Here is a 16,087-nt window from a genome sequence, read left to right as displayed (position 1 = left end):
GCTGGGGGTTGACCCCGACCCAGTCGGACATGATCGACATCGAGCGGATCTCGTGGCTGTGGGCGTCGATCGGGGCCGGGATGCCGGCCGCCGCGCACCGGATGTCCGACACGGCGACACCAGCTTCGTCGAGCAGCTCAACGACGATCTCGACGGCCGCGTCGAGCGAGGCCCGGGCCTGGCCGTCGACGTCCATCTGGGCCCAGCGCTCGGCAAGGACACCTCCCTCGGCATCCGCGACGGCCACCGCCAGGTGGTTGTGGCCGAAGTCGATGGCGACCACGTGCCCTCGGGCCGCGCTCGGCACGAGCAGCGCCGACGGGCGTCCGCGCCCGGAGCCGCGTCCACCCGGAGGGATGAGGTCCTCCTCGATGACGCCTTCGTCGAGAAGCTCCTGGACGACGGCTGCGACAGCGCTGCGCGACAGGCCGGTCGCCTGGCCGAGGTCGGCCCTGGTGAGGGGCGGGCCCGAGCGGATCAGCGCCGTCACCTGTTCCTTGGTGCGGTGCCGACGGCTCGACGCGGGCTGCTCGGACTCCATGTCAGGACTCTAGGGACAAAAATAGGCTCTTGACAAGAGTTATTCCCACCGATATTGTCCGGTAAAACTTCATTAGTCGTAGAACCCGGAGTCAGCGCCACCGCGTCCCAGCTCCGGGGCAAGGTGACGATTTGAGAACGTGCGTGGACACTTCGCTCGAGTCTCTACAGGCCGTCAGGCCGCTCTGGCACACTCGGCAACCGACGCTGGCGTCGTGCTGGATCACCCCCACTCAGCTGTGCAAAGGAGCACGCATGACATCACCAGAGGGATCGGGCCGAGGTCGGCCCGACTACATCCTCGAGATGCGGGACATCACCAAGGAGTTCCCCGGGGTCAAGGCCCTGTCCAATGTCGACATGGCGGTGAGGCGTGGTGAGATCCACGCGATCTGCGGTGAGAACGGCGCGGGGAAGTCCACCCTCATGAAGGTCCTGTCCGGGGTGCACCCCACGGGGTCCTACACGGGCGAGATCCACTTCAACGGCAAGCTGGCCGAGTACTCCAACGTCCGCGACAGCGAGCGTGACGGGATCGTCATCATCCACCAGGAGCTCGCGCTCATCCCCGAGCTGTCGATCGCCGAGAACATCTTCCTCGGCAACGAGCGCGCCTCCAAGAGCGGTGTCATCGACTGGTTCGCGACCCGCCAGATGGCTGCCGAGCTCATGGAGCGGGTGGGGCTGTCCGAGGATCCGCTCACCAAGACCAAGGACATCGGCGTCGGCAAGCAGCAGCTCGTCGAGATCGCCAAGGCACTGTCCAAGGAGGTCAAGCTCCTCATCCTCGACGAGCCCACCGCCGCCCTGAACGAAGGGGACTCGCAGCACCTGCTGCAGATCATGGACGGGCTGCGTCAGCGCGGCATCACCTGCATCATGATCAGCCACAAGCTCAACGAGATCGAGCAGATCTCCGACGCCATCACGATCATCCGCGACGGCAAGACGATCGAGACCCTTCGCGTCGACGAGGGTGGTGTCGACGAGAACCGGATCATCCGCGGCATGGTCGGCCGCGACCTCGAGTCGCGCTTCCCCGAGCACACCCCGAAGATCGGTGAGGTCTTCTTCGAGGTCAAGAACTGGCGCGTCCAGCACCCGACCCGGGCCGACCGACTCGTCTGCAAGGACAGCTCCTTCGTCGTCCGCCGCGGTGAGATCGTCGGGTTCGCCGGCCTCATGGGCGCTGGCCGCACCGAGCTGATGCGCAGCATCTTCGGTCGCTCGTACGGCACCGTGCTGGGCGGAACGATCACCAAGGACGGCAAGGACCTCGTCCTGCACCACGTCGCCGATGCCATCCACGAGGGCATCGCCTACGTCACCGAGGACCGAAAGACCCTCGGTGTGAACCTGCTCGACGACATCAAGACGACGACGGTCTCGGCCAACCTCGAGCGCATCACCCAGGGACTGGTGGTCAACGCGAGCGAGGAGTACCGCTACGCCGAGGAGTACCGGGTCAACCTGCGCACCAAGGCTCCCAACGTCGACGAGGGTGTCTCGAAGCTGTCCGGTGGCAACCAGCAGAAGGTCGTGCTCGCCAAGTGGCTGTTCACCGAGCCTGACCTGCTCATCCTCGACGAGCCGACCCGCGGCATCGACGTCGGGGCGAAGTACGAGATCTACGGGATCATCCAGCGGCTGGCCGACGAGGGCAAGGGCGTCATCGTCGTGTCCTCCGAGCTGCCCGAGCTGCTCGGCCTCTCGGACCGGATCTACACCCTCTTCGAGGGGCAGATCACCGGTGTGCTCGACAAGGCGGAAGCCAACCAGGAATCCCTCATGAAGCTGATGACGAAGGCCCGGACCACCGCGTCCGTGGCCTCCTGACGACAGACAGGACCCGCGAGACATGAATGTCATCAAGAAGATCGTTGGCGGAGACTCCCGCCAGCTGGGCATGATCTTTGCCCTGATCGCCCTCATCGCGTTCTTCCAGTGGCGCACCGGTGGCCTCACCCTCACCCCGGACAACGTCAACAACATCATCCAGGGCAACGCGTACGTGCTCGTCCTGGCCATCGGCATGGTGCTCGTCATCATTGCCGGCCACATCGACCTGTCGGTCGGGTCGATCGCCGCGTTCGTCGGCATCGTCGTCGCCCTGGCGATCACCGACTGGGGCCTGCCCTGGCCCGTGGCCATCCTCCTCGGCATCGGCGTCGGTGCCCTGTGTGGCGCCTGGCAGGGCCTCTGGGTCGCCTACGTCGGCATCCCCGCGTTCATCGTGACCCTGGCCGGCATGCTCATCTTCCGCGGCCTCAACCAGTGGATCGGCAAGTCCAACACCGTCCCCGTCCCCGAGGGCTTCCAGGTCATCGGTGCCGGCTCGCTGCCCGAGTGGGGCCCGAACACCGGCTACAACAACCTCACCCTGCTTCTCGGCCTTGCCGGGTGCGCCGCGATCATCGTCGGCGCCCTGCGCAGCCGCGCCAAGCTCAACAAGATCGGCGCCGACGTCGAAGAGGCGTGGGTCATGTGGACGCGGCTGGCACTCATCTCCGCGGTGATCATGGGCGTCATGATGATCATCGCCTCCGGGCGCAAGGGCTTCCCGGTCTCCGGGCTGATCCTCGTCGCGCTCGTCATCGGCTACGGCTTCCTGGCCAACAAGATGATCCTCGGCCGGCACATCTACGCCGTCGGTGGCAACCGGCACGCGGCTGAGCTCTCCGGTGTGAAGTCGAAGAAGGTCAACTTCTTCGTCATGGCCAACATGGCGGTGCTCGCCTCGCTGGCCGGCATGATGTTCGTCGCCCGCTCCAACGCCTCCGGTCCGTTCGACGGTGTCGGCTGGGAGCTCGACGCGATCGCCGCCGTGTTCATCGGTGGCGCAGCAGTCACCGGCGGTGTCGGCACCGTCGTCGGGTCCATCGTCGGTGGCCTCGTCATGGCCGTGCTCAACAACGGTCTCCAGCTGCTCGGCATCGGCGCTGACCGTACCCAGGTCATCAAGGGTCTGGTGCTGCTCATCGCCGTCGCGTTCGACGTCTACAACAAGTCGCAGGGCAAGCCCTCGATCACCGGGCTGCTCACGCGCAACAAGGCCGCAGCCGCCCCCGCCGCACCCACCGCCGTGGATGCCGGTAACCCCGCGTCCGCTGCGGTGACCGACACCTCCACGGTCGTCAAGACCGAAGGCTGATGTAACCCACCTCGGTCGCCGCGACCCGGCATCCGACCCGCGCAGTACCTGACACCACATCACCCGCGTTCACGCGAACGCACCCCACAGAAAGAAGAACCATGCGATCACTCACCAAGGCCGTCGCCGTCACCGCGGCGCTGGGTCTGGCTCTCACCGGCTGCGGCCGCACCGAGGAGGCCACCCCCGAGGCATCGGGTTCCGGCTCGACCGCGGCAGCCGGCGGTTTCCCCGCTGACTCCGCCATCGGCATCGCCCTTCCGCAGAAGACCTCGGAGAACTGGGTCCTCGCCGAGAACCTGTTCAACGAGGGCCTCACCGCGGCCGGCTTCAAGGGCGACGTGCAGTTCGCCAACGGCGGCGTCTCCGAGCAGCAGAACCAGATCCAGGCCATGATCACCAAGGGTGCGAAGGTCATCGTCGTCGGTGCCATCGACGGCGCGCAGCTCGGCACCCAGCTCAAGGCGGCCAAGGACTCCGGCGCCACCGTCATCGCCTACGACCGTCTCCTGACGAACACGGCCGACGTCGACTACTACATCGCCTACGACAACTTCAAGGTCGGCCAGCTGCAGGGTCAGGCCCTGCTCGACGGTCTCGCCATGAAGAAGCCGGCCGGCCCGTACAACATCGAGCTGTTCGCCGGTTCGCCTGACGACAACAACGCGAAGGTGTTCTTCGACGGCGCCATGGAGGTGCTCAAGCCGAAGATCGACGACGGCACCCTGAAGGTCGTGTCCGGTCAGACGACCTTCGAGCAGGCCGTCACCCAGGGCTGGAAGGCCGAGAACGCGCAGAAGCGCATGGACACCCTCCTCGCCGGTTCCTACACCGGGTCCACCGCGCTGGACGGCGTCCTGTCGCCCAACGACACCCTGGCCCGCGCGATCATCACCTCGGTCAAGGCCGCCGGCAAGCCGATCCCGGTCGTCACCGGTCAGGACTCCGAGGTCGAGTCGGTCAAGTCGATCATGGCGGGCGAGCAGTTCTCCACGATCAACAAGGACACCCGCAAGCTCGTCGAGGAGACGATCGCGATGGTCGTCGCCCTCCAGAAGGGTGAGGAGCCCACGATCACCGACACCACGTCCTACAACAACGGCGTCAAGGTCGTCCCGGCCAACCTCCTCGAGCCGGTCATCGTCACCAAGGCGAACGCCGCCGAGGCCTACGCGAACGACCCGGTGCTCGGCCCGCTGACCAAGTGAGCCACGGCCTCACGGCCACCTAGCACCACTCGATCGGCCCGTCTGCTCCGGCAGGCGGGCCGATCGCCGTCCGGCGACGCGGCATCCACTGCTCGTTCCCGTGCCCGGATGCCGGGCGGTGCGGGTCAGGCGTCGGATGCCGGTCGCGCGCGTTTCGCCTTCGTCTCGCCCCGGTGCCGCTTGGCGGTGAGGCGGCGTTCCGTCGAGCCGCGGGTGGGGCGGGTGGCGCGGCGAGGAGCCGGGGGAGGGGCCATCGCGGTGCGCAGGAGGTCAGCCATCCGCTCGCGGGCGGCCACCCGGTTGCGCCGCTGCTGGCGGTGCTCGGAGGCGGCGACGACGAGCAGGCGGCCCCCGACCAGTCGCGAGTCCAGGGCCCGCAGCACCCGTTGGCGCTGGGTGTCGGTGAACGCCGGACAGGTCACGACGTCGAGCTCGATCTCGACGCGGCTGTCAGCGGTGTTCACCCCCTGCCCCCCGGGCCCCTGCGAGCGGGAGAACCGCTCGACGATCTCACCGGCGGGGATCGTCAAGCCCTGGGGAACGCCCGGGCCCGGCGGGACGACGAGGTCCATCAGGGCCGGCCCGTGTCGTCCTCGGGCTCGGGAGGCGGCAATGCCCCCTGCGCCTCGTCACGATCGGCCCACTCCAGGAGCGGGGCGAGGTCGAACACCGCGTCGTCGATGCCGGCGTGCAGGTCGCCGAGGGCTGCGAACCGGGCCGGGACGGTGGCGATGGTGAGCTCTCGTGGCTCGACGTCGTCGACCTCGTCCCAGCGGATCGGCGTCGACACCGTGCCGGTGGCGTTGCCGCGAACCGAGTACGCGGCGGCGATGGTGTGGTCGCGGGCGTTCTGGTTGTAGTCGATGAAGACTGCGCCGGGGTCGCGGTCCTTGCGCCACCAGGTGGTCGTCACGTCGTCGGGCAGGCGGCGTTCGACCTCGCGGGCGAAGGCGAGGGCTGCTCTGCGCACGTCGCCGAACCCGTGGTCGGGAGCGATCCGCACGTACACGTGCAGGCCCGACCCGCCACTGGTCTTGGGCCACCCCACGGCGCCGAGCTCGTCGAGCACCTCGTGCGTGACCTGCGCCGCGCGTCGCACGCGCGAGAACGGAGCGTCCGGCATCGGGTCGAGGTCGATGCGCCACTCGTCCGGCTTCTCGGTGTCGGCCCGCCGGCTGTTCCACGGGTGGAACTCCACGGTGCTCATCTGCACGGCCCAGGCCACGTCGGCCAGGCGGGTCACGCACAGCTCGTCGGCGTGCAGGCCGTAGCGCGGGAAGTGCAACCGCACCGTCTCGACCCACGGCGGGGCGCCCCGGGGCAGGCGCTTCTGGTGGACCTTCGGCCCACTCACCCCGTCCGGGAAGCGGTGCAACATGCAGGGTCGCTCGCGCAGGGCCCGCACGATGCCGTCGCCGACGGACAGGTAGTAGTTCACGAGGTCGAGCTTGGTCTCGCCACGGGCCGCGAAGTAGACCCGCTGCGGACTGGACACCCGCACGTCGAAGCCCTCGACGTCGAGGACGACGGGTTCCCCGAACTCACCCTTGCGCGAGGCCATGACCGACACCGTATGCCGTCAGCGGGGGGACGTAGGGTTGACCCGACATGAGCACTCTCTTCGACGGCCTCGACTTCGGTGAGTTCGACCCTGCCAAGGTCGACGCCGCCGGGGTTCCGACGTGGGCCCAGGCCGCCGCTGCCGGGCGTGGGCCTGACGGCGGCCCCGACGCCCTGGAGCGGGGGCCGGTGCGCACCGACCCCGAGGAGCTGCTCGTCGGCCTGAACCCGCAGCAGCGCGAAGCCGTGCTCCACGAGGGTGGGCCGCTGCTGATCGTCGCCGGTGCCGGGTCGGGCAAGACCCGGGTGCTGACCCAGCGCATCGCGTACCTCCTGGCTGCCCGCGGGGTGCAACCGGGTCAGATCCTCGCGATCACGTTCACCAACAAGGCCGCCGCCGAGATGCGCGAGCGGGTGTCCGCTCTCGTCGGGCCACGGGCCAAGGCGATGTGGGTGATGACCTTCCACAGTGCCTGCGTGCGCATCCTGCGCCGCGAGGCCGACAAGGTGGGCATGCGCTCGACCTTCTCGATCTACGACGCCGCGGACTCGCAGCGCCTGATGTCGATGGTCCTGCGCGACATGGACCTCGACCCCAAGCGCTACAACCCGCGCTCGTTCAGCCACCAGGTGTCCAACCTCAAGAACGAACTCGTCGACGAGGAGACCTTCGCGAGTCGCACGGGCGAAGCCAGCCCGCACCAGGAGCAGGTGCTCGCCGAGGCCTACTCGATGTACCAGCGCCGCCTGCGTCAGGCCAACGCCATGGACTTCGACGACCTCATCATGACCACGGTCCACATGTTCCAGGCCTTCCCCGACGTGGCCGAGCACTATCGACGGCGCTTCCGGCACGTCATGGTCGACGAGTACCAGGACACCAACCACGCGCAGTACCAGCTGATCCGTGAGCTCGTCGGCTCCGAGAGCACCCGCGCCGAGCACGGCGTCGAACCCAGCGAGCTCGTCGTCGTCGGTGACGCCGACCAGTCGATCTACGCCTTCCGGGGGGCGACGATCCGCAACATCGAGGAGTTCGAGGTCGACTACCCCGACGCTCGCACCATCCTCCTGGAGCAGAACTACCGCTCCACCCAGACCATCCTGCGGGCTGCCAACGCGGTCATCGCCCGCAACGAGAAGCGGCGCGAGAAGAACCTGTGGAGCCAGAGCGGCGACGGCGCGCGCATCGTCGGCTACGTCGGCGACAACGAACACGACGAGGCGTCGTTCGTGGCGCGCACCATCGACCGACTGGGTGACGAGCACGGCATCCGGCCACGCGACGTCGCGGTCTTCTACCGCACCAACGCCCAGTCCCGGGCCCTGGAAGAGGTCTTCGTGCGCGTCGGCCTGCCCTACAAGGTGGTCGGTGGCACGAGGTTCTACGAGCGCCGCGAGGTCAAGGACGCGTTGGCCTACCTGCGGGTGCTGTCCAACCCGACCGACACGGTGAACCTGCGCCGCATCCTCAACGTGCCCAAGCGCGGCATCGGCGACCGGGCCGAGGCGTGTGTCAGCGCCCTCGCCGAGCGCGAGCGGATCCCGTTCGTGGCGGCGCTTGGCCGCCCCGAGGACGCCCCCGGCATCGCCACCCGGTCGGTGACCGCCATCAAGGGGTTCACCACTCTCCTGGAGAGCCTCGGGCACGTGCGTGATGACGAGGATGCCGGCGTGGCCGACCTGCTCGAGGCCGTCCTCGACCGCTCGGGGTACGTCGCCGAGCTGCGCGAGAGCCGCGACCCGCAGGACGAGACGCGCGTCGAGAACCTCGCCGAGCTCGTCGCCGTCGCCCAGGAGTTCGACGAGGCGCGCCGCGAGACCGGCGAGGTCATCGCCCTCGAGGACTTCCTCGAGCAGGTCTCACTCGTGGCCGACGCCGACGAGATCCCCGACACCGAGGAGGCCGAGGCGGCCGGGGTGGTGACCCTGATGACCCTGCACACGGCCAAGGGGCTGGAGTTCCCCGTCGTCTTCCTCACCGGCATGGAGGACGGCACCTTCCCGCACATGCGCAGCCTGGCCGACCCCAAGGAGCTCGAGGAGGAGCGCCGACTGGCCTACGTCGGGATCACCCGGGCCCGTGAGCGGCTGCACCTGTCGCGGGCAGCAGTGCGTTCGGCGTGGGGAGCGCCGCAGTACAACCCGCCGTCACGCTTCCTCGACGAGATCCCCGCTGAACTGCTCCAGTGGGAGCGCGAGCTCTCCGGGGCGGCTGCCGTGGGGCGTCGGGACCAGCGTCCGGCCGTCGCGACCCTCGCCGCTCGTCCGGGCGTGCGATCGCCGGGCAACCGGCCGGTCATCGCGTTGTCGGCGGGGGACCGGGTGACCCATGACAGCTATGGCCTGGGCACCGTCGTGCGCACCCTCGGAGAGGGTGACAAGACGCAGGCCGAGGTGGACTTCGGCGGAGAGCTCGGGGTCAAGCGCTTCGTGCTGCGCTACGCCCCGCTCGAGAAGCTCTAGGAGATCATCCTCGTCAGCCGACGAGGATGCCCTTCTTCTTCAGCCAGGGGAAGGGGTTGATCGGGTCGCCGCCACCGGGGTGGATCTCCAGGTGCAGGTGCGCCCCGAACGAACGCCCGGTGTTGCCCACGGCGCCCACGACGTCGCCGGGCATGACGCTCTGGCCCGCCTTGACGTCCATCCGGCTCATGTGGTGGTACGTCGACGACGTGCCGTCCCAGTACTTGATCTCGACCTTGTTGCCGGCGACGGAACTGTAGGCGGCGTGGACGACCGTGCCCTTGGACATCGCGTACAGCGGGGTGCCGACCGGCGCCGCCACGTCGATGCCGTTGTGGTTGCGGCCCCAGCGGGGGCCGAAGTCGGAGGTGTGGCGGCCGGTGCGGATCGCCTTGACCCACTTCTTGCCGTTGCGCTCTGCCTCGGCCCGGGCCTTCGCCTTGGCGGCCGCCTTGCGCTTGGCGTCGCGGGCAGCGCGATCCTTGGCCTCGACACGACCTTGGAGGGCTGCCGTCTGCATCGAGGAGTCCTGTCGGCGCACCGCGAGGTCGATGACCGTTGCCTCGTCAGCAGCCTGCTCCGTGCGCGCCGTCTCCGACTGCGCTCCAGAGAGGTCGAGCGTCAGCGGGGCCGCGACCGGAACCGCCGACTCGGCCATCGTGGCGCCGGTTGTCGTCACCATGAGCGCGGCAGCCGCGGCCGTCGGGAGCACGAAGCTCGAGCTCAGGGCTCGAGGCAGGCGCGCACTGCGAGCCGGACGGTGCCGACCGGCATAGTGACGCCCTTGATAGGACGAAGAACTCAAGAGGGTCCTCAAGGGTCAGGGGAAACTGGGCTTGCCTCACCCTACCGTGACCATTCCGTGATACAAATTCCGCGTCCACACCCCGGCCCCTTCAGTTACGCGCGCGCGGTCGCCGCACACCCCTGACGTGGGCTTTTGGCCCGCCCGTGATCCCCGTCACGACCGCGGGCGGCGGGCCGTCACTCGTCGCGGACGAGAGGGGTGACGCCCGAGCGCAACGTGCTGCCGTCGGCATCCAGATGCGCCAGGGCGGTCGAGATGCCGTGCACGACCTCGCCGAGCATCGGAAGCGTCAGGTGCCCCGCGCCGTGGAGGCGCACGTTGCGGGCGCTCAGGTCCTGGTGGCGCAGGGCCGCGGCCCGCTGCGGCACGATCGCGAGGTCGGTGTCCGACCAGTAGGAGATGAACCTGGTGCGGCAGCCCCGCACGGGGCGGGCGAGCTCGCGCATGAGCCCGCTGCCGGGCCGCATCTGCTCCATCAGCCGGGTCGGCACGGCGTAGGCGGCATACGTGCCGGTGTGGGGCGTGCCCAGGGTGACCAGGGTGTGCACCCGGGCGTCCCCGCCGAGCCGGGTGACGTAGTAGCGGGCGATGAGCCCGCCGAGGCTGTGCCCGATGATGTGGATGCGCTCGAAGCCGGTCTCGGCGACGATCTGCTCGACCTCGGCCCCGAGGCCGGCTGCCGCGGACCGCACGTCGGTGAGGATCGTCGAGTAGTTCATCGCGAAGACGTTCGAGAACCCCCGACGGGTCAGCCCGCGCCGCAGCAGCGTGAAGATCGACCGGTTGCTGACGATGCCGTGGACGAGCAGGATCGGGGTGCCGGCGGCCTCGATGTTGGAGACGAGCAGGCCGCGTTGCACGGGGGGCAGGTGCTCGAGCCGGTACGCCGGCCCGGTGCGCGACGCGCGACTGCCGACCAGGCCGAGCGGCCACGTCGCGACGTGGGCCGTCATCCACGCAGCCTCCACGGCGCAGCCGGCGAGCACCGCGGGGTCCAGCGCCGCCCGCGAGAGCCCTGCCACGGCATCCACGGTGGCCCGCGCACGACCCATCACCGACAGCCCCGTGGGGGTGGTGTCCTGCTCGGGGTCGGCCACCGGCCGCAGGGAGTTCGCCATGGCTCCTCCACTGTAGGGCGCGGATGCCGCCCGCACCGGTCGTCGCGGACCCTGACCTTCCAGCGTGAGAAGCGTCCCACCCAGCGCCCGGAGCAGACCTCGGCTGCCCATGAGGGTGCTGACCCCGTTAGGCTCCCCACCGGACCACCTACTGCCAACAGCAAGGACGGATCGCCCCGTGGATCTCTTCGAGTACCAGGCCCGTGACGTGTTCGAGAAGCACGGTGTGCCCGTGCTCGCCGGGGCCGTCGCCACGACACCTGAACAGGCCCGTGAGGCGGCCGAGCGCATCGGCGCGGCCAGTGGCGGGGTGACCGTGGTCAAGGCCCAGGTCAAGGTCGGGGGCCGCGGCAAGGCCGGCGGCGTCAAGGTCGCGAAGACCGCCGACGAGGCGCAGGAGCACGCCAGTGCGATCCTCGGCATGGACATCAAGGGCCACACCGTGCACCAGGTGATGATCGCCCAGGGCGCCCGCATCGACGAGGAGTACTACTTCTCGATCCTGCTCGACCGCGCGAACCGCACCTACCTGGCCATGTGCTCCAAGGAGGGCGGCATGGACATCGAGCAGCTCGCCGTCGAGCGCCCGGACGCCCTGGCCCGCGTCGCCGTCGACCCCAACGTCGGCATCGACGACGCCAAGGCCCGCGAGATCGTCGAGCAGGCCGGCTTCGACGCCGAGACCGCCGCGAAGATCGAGCCCGTGCTCAAGACCCTCTGGGCGGTCTACCGCGACGAGGACGCCACCCTCGTCGAGGTCAACCCCCTCGTGCGCACCGAGGACGGCGACATCGTGGCGCTGGACGGCAAGGTCTCGCTCGACGCGAACGCCTTCTTCCGCCACCCGGAGCACGAGGCGCTCGAGGACAAGGCCGAGACCGACCCTTTGGAGGCCGCTGCCAAGGAGAAGGACCTCAACTACGTCAAGCTCGACGGCTCGGTCGGCATCATCGGCAACGGTGCGGGACTGGTCATGAGCACCCTCGACGTCGTGGCCTACGCCGGCGAGGAGTTCGGTGGCCAGAAGCCCGCCAACTTCCTCGACATCGGTGGCGGCGCGAGCGCCCAGGTCATGGCCGACGGGCTGCACATCATCCTGTCCGACCCGCAGGTCAAGAGCGTCTTCGTCAACGTCTTCGGCGGCATCACCGCCTGTGACGCCGTCGCCAACGGCATCGTCGGGGCGCTCGACGCCCTCGGCGACGAGGAGGACCGCCCGCTGGTCGTCCGCCTCGACGGCAACAACGTCGAGGAGGGTCGGCGCATCCTCGCGGAGCGCAACCACCCCCGAGTCATCATCGAGGCCACGATGGACGGCGCCGCGCGCCGTGCCGCCGAGCTGGCTTCCCAGGCCTGACCCACCCGAGCGCGAAGAGAGACGTAGACAACCCATGGCCATCTTCCTCACCGCAGACTCCAAGGTCATCGTCCAGGGCATGACCGGCTCCGAGGGCATGAAGCACACGCAGCGGATGCTGCGCTCCGGCACCGACGTCGTCGGCGGCGTCAACCCCCGCAAGGCCGGCACCACGGTCGAGTTCGAGGGCGGAACGACCGTCCCCGTGTTCGGCAGCGTCGCCGAGGCGATGGCGCAGACCGGGGCTGACGTCAGCGTCATCTTCGTGCCCGCCGCCTTCACGAAGGCCGCCGCCCTCGAGGCCGTCGACGCCGGCATCCCGCTCGCCGTCGTCATCACCGAGGGCGTCGCCGTCAAGGACACCGCGGAGTTCTACAACTACGCCAAGGACAAGGGCACGACCCGCATCATCGGGCCGAACTGCCCGGGTCTGATCAGCCCCGGTGCCGCCAACGCGGGCATCATCCCGGCCGACATCTCCGGCCCCGGCCGCATCGGGCTGGTGTCGAAGTCGGGCACCCTGACCTACCAGATGATGTACGAGCTGCGGGACTTCGGGTTCTCCACGGGCGTCGGCATCGGCGGTGACCCGATCATCGGCACCACCCACATCGACTGCCTCGAGGCGTTCCAGAACGACCCCGACACCGACGCCATCGTCATGATCGGCGAGATCGGTGGCGATGCCGAGGAGCGGGCCGCGGCCTACATCAAGGACCACGTCACCAAGCCGGTCGTCGGCTACGTCGCGGGCTTCACCGCCCCCGAGGGCAAGACGATGGGCCACGCAGGCGCGATCGTGTCGGGCTCGTCGGGCACGGCCCAGGCCAAGAAGGACGCCCTCGAGGCGGCCGGGGTCAAGGTCGGCAAGACGCCGTCCGAGGCGGCCCAGCTGATGCGAGAGATCATGCAGTCCCTCCAGGCCTGATTCACACGAGTTCGAGGGCCGCTCGGCGTTGCACTGCAACTGTCGGGCGGCCCTCGCGCACACTGGTGCCGATGACTGTCGTCGACCGCCTCCGCTCCGCCTTCCCCGGCTCCACCGACCCCGGGGACGATGCCGAGCCCACCGACGGCTCGACCCCGGACACCATCGAGACCGCTGAGCCCGCACCGTGGTGGCGCGCAGCCGTCGTCGGGCTGGTGACGGGGCTGGCCTCCCTGCTCGTCGTGCTCGCACCGGTGGTGCTGGCCTGGCTCACCGACCCGATCGACGGCAGCACCCTGTGGCAGGCCGTCGGCACCGGCGCAGCGTTCTGGCTGCTCAGTTCGGGGGCCCACCTCTCGGTGGGGCCGATCGCACTCTCCCTCGTGCCGCTGCTGGCACTGGCCCTGCTCGTGATCGTGGCCCGACGCGGCGCCCGCGAGGCGTTGGCGGAGGTCACCACCGAGGGCGAGCACTGGCACGGACTGCTCCCCGCCCCGCTCGCAACCGCGCTGGGTGCGTGGTGGGGCGGGTACGCCGTCGCCGTCGCCGCAGCGGTCGGGCTCAGCATCCCGGGCGCGTTCTCGGTCTCCGCGCTCAGCCTCGCCCTCCCGCTGGTCCTCGTACCGCTGCTGTCCGCCGCCCTGGCCGTGCGCCCCCTCGTGCGCGACGAACCCGACGTCCTCGGACCGGTGCTGAACCCCGATCGCGTCCCTGACCTGGTCCGTCGCGGCATCCGCCCGGGGATGGCGGGTGTGCGGGCGCTGTTCGCCGTGGCAGCCGTCGTCGTCCTGAGCGCCGTGGCCCTGTCGTGGGGGGAGGTGTCCACCATCTCCGCGGAGGTCGGTGCTGCGGGCGTCGGCAGCGTGGTGCTGGCCCTGGCCCAGCTCGCCTACCTGCCCAACATCGCGGTGTGGGTCATCTCCTTCCTCGCAGGCCCGGGGTTCCAGGTCGTCGAGGGGGGCGCCGTCACCTGGTCGGGCTCCGAGGGTGGCCTGCTGCCGATGGTCCCGGTGCTCGCAGCCCTGCCGCAGCCCGGAGCCTTCCCGTGGTTCGTGGCGCTCAGCGTGCTCCTCGTCGTGGGCGTGGGGTCGTTCATCGGCCGGCGTGCGCTGCGTGAGGTCGCCCGGCTGTCACGGCTGCGCACCAAGGCCGCGGCCGCGCTGTCGGCGTGCGCGGTGACGGCGGTGGTCGTGGTCGCCCTCGACCTCGTCGCAGGCGGTGCCGCCGGGCAGTTCCGCCTGTCGGCCGTGGGTGCACCCGACCTGAGCCTGTTGTTCGCCCTCTTCCTCGAGCTGTCCCTCGGCGCACTGGTCGCCGTGCTGCGCGACGCCTGGACCCTGCGGCGATGACCCACCCCCTGCGCCTGGTCGTCCTCGTCTCCGGCTCGGGGAGCAACCTGCAGGCCCTCATCGACGCCGCCGCAGAGCCCGGCGCCCCGTTCCGGGTGGTCGCCGTCGGGGCCGACCGCGACGGCACCCTCGGCCTCGAGCGCGCGGTGGGCAACGGCATCCCGACGTTCGTCTGCCGCGTTCCCGACTACACGACCCGCGCCGACTGGGACGAGGCGCTGGCGCGCCTGATCTCGGATGCCGTCCCCGACCTCGTCGTGTCGGCGGGCTTCATGAAGGTGCTGGGCCCCACGGTGCTGGCCCGCCACCGGGTGATCAACACGCACCCGGCGCTGCTGCCGAGCTTCCCCGGCGCCCACGGGGTGCGTGACGCGATGGCGCACGGCGTGCGGGTCACGGGGTGCACGTGCCACTGGGTCGACGCAGGCGTCGACACGGGGGCGATCATCGACCAGCGGGCGGTGCGCGTCGAGGACGACGACACCGTCGAGACCCTGCACGAACGGATCAAGGTGCTCGAACGCGACATGCTCGTCGAGGTCGTGCGCGCGCTCGCCGCAGACCGCTCGTGGCAGGGCGCCTGAGTCGGTGGGCTCAGCCGCCGAGGGAGCGCAGTCGCGCGGCGATCGCCTCGGGTCGGGCGTCGTTGACCCAGCCGCCGACGCCGCTCTCGGACCCGGCGAGGTACTTCAGCGTTCCCGGCGAGCGCAGCACCGAGACCACCTGGAGGTGCAGGCGCGAGACGTCGCGGCCCTGGCGCACCGGGGCCTGGTGCCAGGCGGCGATGTAGGGCAGTGCGACGGGGCCGTCGTCCTCGGTGCGGTGGTAGCGGTCGAGGCGATCCAGCAGGTCGAGGTAGACCGTGGCGAGGTCGTCACGCTCGGCGTCGTCGAGGGCGACCAGGTCCGGCACGTCGCGGTGCGGGGCGAGGTGGACCTCGACCGGCCAGCGGGCCGCGTAGGGCACGTAGGCGGTCCAGTGGGTGCCACTGATGACGATGCGCGAGCCGTCGGCCTGCTCCGCGCGCAGCAGGTCGGACCCGAGCAGGCGGCCGGTGCGGGTGTGGTGCGCCTGCGCCTGCGCCAGGATCTCGCGGCTGCGGGTCGGCAGGTAGGGGTAGGCGTAGATCTGACCGTGCGGGTGGTGCAGGGTGACGCCGATCTCCGGGCCACGGTTCTCGAAGCAGAACACGTGCTCGACCTCGGGGATCTGCGAGAGCCGGGCGGTGCGATCGGCCCAGGCGTCGATGACCGTGCGCACTCGGCGCGGTGACAACGACCGGAAGCTCGTGTCGTGCTCGCTCGTGAAGCACACCACCTCGGTGCGGCCCAGCGCGGCCCGGTGCTCGAAGGGGTCCTCACCAGGGGCGTCGTCCACCGCGACGGGGGCGTAGGAGGGGAAGCGGTTCTCGATGACCACGACGTCGTAGTCGGAGTCGGGGATCTCGGTCGCGATGCTGCCGCGGCCGGAGGGGCACAGCGGGCACTCGTCGCGCGGTGGCAGCAGCGTGCGGTTCATCCGGTGGCCGGCGACCGCCACCCAGTCGCCGACGAGCGCGTCGTAGCGCAGGTGCCCGGCGGCGGCCCGCTCGGGCAGGGGGCG

14 protein-coding genes are annotated in these 16,087 nt (G+C 69.9%); 8 read left to right on the top strand and 6 right to left on the bottom strand.

Annotation, left to right across the window (positions count from 1 at the left end; genetic code table 11):
- The coding region (locus PLL68_RS04030; RefSeq protein ID WP_324531870.1) for a MarR family transcriptional regulator at positions 1 to 541 on the bottom strand (541 nt) is incomplete at its 3' end.
- 254 nt (positions 542 to 795) lie between these two features.
- Here PLL68_RS04030 and mmsA point away from each other — a divergent pair.
- From mmsA to PLL68_RS04015, 3 genes are all read left to right on the top strand, one after another.
- The gene (gene mmsA, locus PLL68_RS04025; RefSeq protein ID WP_324531868.1) at positions 796 to 2,376 is read left to right on the top strand and encodes a multiple monosaccharide ABC transporter ATP-binding protein; all 1,581 of its coding nucleotides are present in this window, start codon (positions 796 to 798) and stop codon (positions 2,374 to 2,376) included.
- Between the two features lie 22 nt (positions 2,377 to 2,398).
- On the top strand, positions 2,399 to 3,691 hold the full coding sequence (gene mmsB / locus PLL68_RS04020; protein ID WP_324531866.1) for a multiple monosaccharide ABC transporter permease: 1,293 nt from the start codon (positions 2,399 to 2,401) through the stop codon (positions 3,689 to 3,691).
- 101 nt (positions 3,692 to 3,792) lie between these two features.
- A complete protein-coding gene (locus PLL68_RS04015) occupies positions 3,793 to 4,899 on the top strand; it encodes a substrate-binding domain-containing protein (protein WP_324531863.1) in 1,107 nt (368 codons plus the stop codon).
- A gap of 125 nt (positions 4,900 to 5,024) precedes the next feature.
- Here the strand turns inward: PLL68_RS04015 and arfB are convergent, their stop codons facing one another.
- Positions 5,025 to 5,474, bottom strand: a complete 450-nt coding sequence (arfB, locus tag PLL68_RS04010; protein WP_324531878.1) for an alternative ribosome rescue aminoacyl-tRNA hydrolase ArfB — start codon at positions 5,472 to 5,474, stop codon at positions 5,025 to 5,027.
- Entirely contained in the window at positions 5,471 to 6,460 is a 990-nt protein-coding gene (gene ligD / locus PLL68_RS04005; RefSeq protein ID WP_324531861.1) for a non-homologous end-joining DNA ligase, read from the bottom strand. Before ligD ends, arfB begins: the two co-directional genes overlap by 4 nt.
- Before the next feature lie 47 nt (positions 6,461 to 6,507).
- Here ligD and pcrA point away from each other — a divergent pair, with 47 nt between their 5' ends.
- The gene (gene pcrA / locus PLL68_RS04000) at positions 6,508 to 8,925 is read left to right on the top strand and encodes a DNA helicase PcrA (RefSeq protein ID WP_324531859.1); all 2,418 of its coding nucleotides are present in this window, start codon (positions 6,508 to 6,510) and stop codon (positions 8,923 to 8,925) included.
- 13 nt (positions 8,926 to 8,938) lie between these two features.
- On the opposite strand, the gene PLL68_RS03995 is transcribed toward pcrA, so the two are convergent.
- Entirely contained in the window at positions 8,939 to 9,637 is a 699-nt protein-coding gene (locus PLL68_RS03995; RefSeq protein ID WP_324531857.1) for a M23 family metallopeptidase, read from the bottom strand.
- Positions 9,638 to 9,909: 272 nt separating this feature from the next.
- On the bottom strand, positions 9,910 to 10,851 hold the full coding sequence (locus PLL68_RS03990) for an esterase/lipase family protein (RefSeq protein ID WP_324531855.1): 942 nt from the start codon (positions 10,849 to 10,851) through the stop codon (positions 9,910 to 9,912).
- Between the two features lie 178 nt (positions 10,852 to 11,029).
- Between PLL68_RS03990 and sucC the strand changes: the two genes are divergently transcribed.
- From sucC to purN, 4 genes are all read left to right on the top strand, one after another.
- Positions 11,030 to 12,208, top strand: a complete 1,179-nt coding sequence (gene sucC / locus PLL68_RS03985) for an ADP-forming succinate--CoA ligase subunit beta (RefSeq protein ID WP_324531854.1) — start codon at positions 11,030 to 11,032, stop codon at positions 12,206 to 12,208.
- Between the two features lie 34 nt (positions 12,209 to 12,242).
- Entirely contained in the window at positions 12,243 to 13,136 is an 894-nt protein-coding gene (gene sucD / locus PLL68_RS03980) for a succinate--CoA ligase subunit alpha (protein WP_324531852.1), read from the top strand.
- Between the two features lie 71 nt (positions 13,137 to 13,207).
- Complete coding sequence (locus PLL68_RS03975; protein WP_324531850.1) at positions 13,208 to 14,485, top strand: cell division protein PerM; 1,278 nt, start codon at positions 13,208 to 13,210, stop codon at positions 14,483 to 14,485.
- Positions 14,482 to 15,069: a phosphoribosylglycinamide formyltransferase gene (gene purN, locus PLL68_RS03970; protein WP_324531848.1), complete on the top strand. Its 588-nt coding sequence runs from the start codon at positions 14,482 to 14,484 to the stop codon at positions 15,067 to 15,069. The genes PLL68_RS03975 and purN overlap by 4 nt, the downstream gene beginning before the upstream one ends.
- A 10-nt stretch (positions 15,070 to 15,079) precedes the next feature.
- On the opposite strand, the gene galT is transcribed toward purN, so the two are convergent.
- Positions 15,080 to 16,087: galactose-1-phosphate uridylyltransferase (gene galT, locus PLL68_RS03965; RefSeq protein ID WP_324531846.1), on the bottom strand; the 1,008-nt coding region annotated here is incomplete at its 5' end.

The organism is Ornithinibacter sp., assembly GCF_035443565.1.
Taxonomy (GTDB): domain Bacteria; phylum Actinomycetota; class Actinomycetes; order Actinomycetales; family Dermatophilaceae; genus Fodinibacter.
This window is presented reverse-complemented; position numbering and strand designations above follow the sequence as displayed.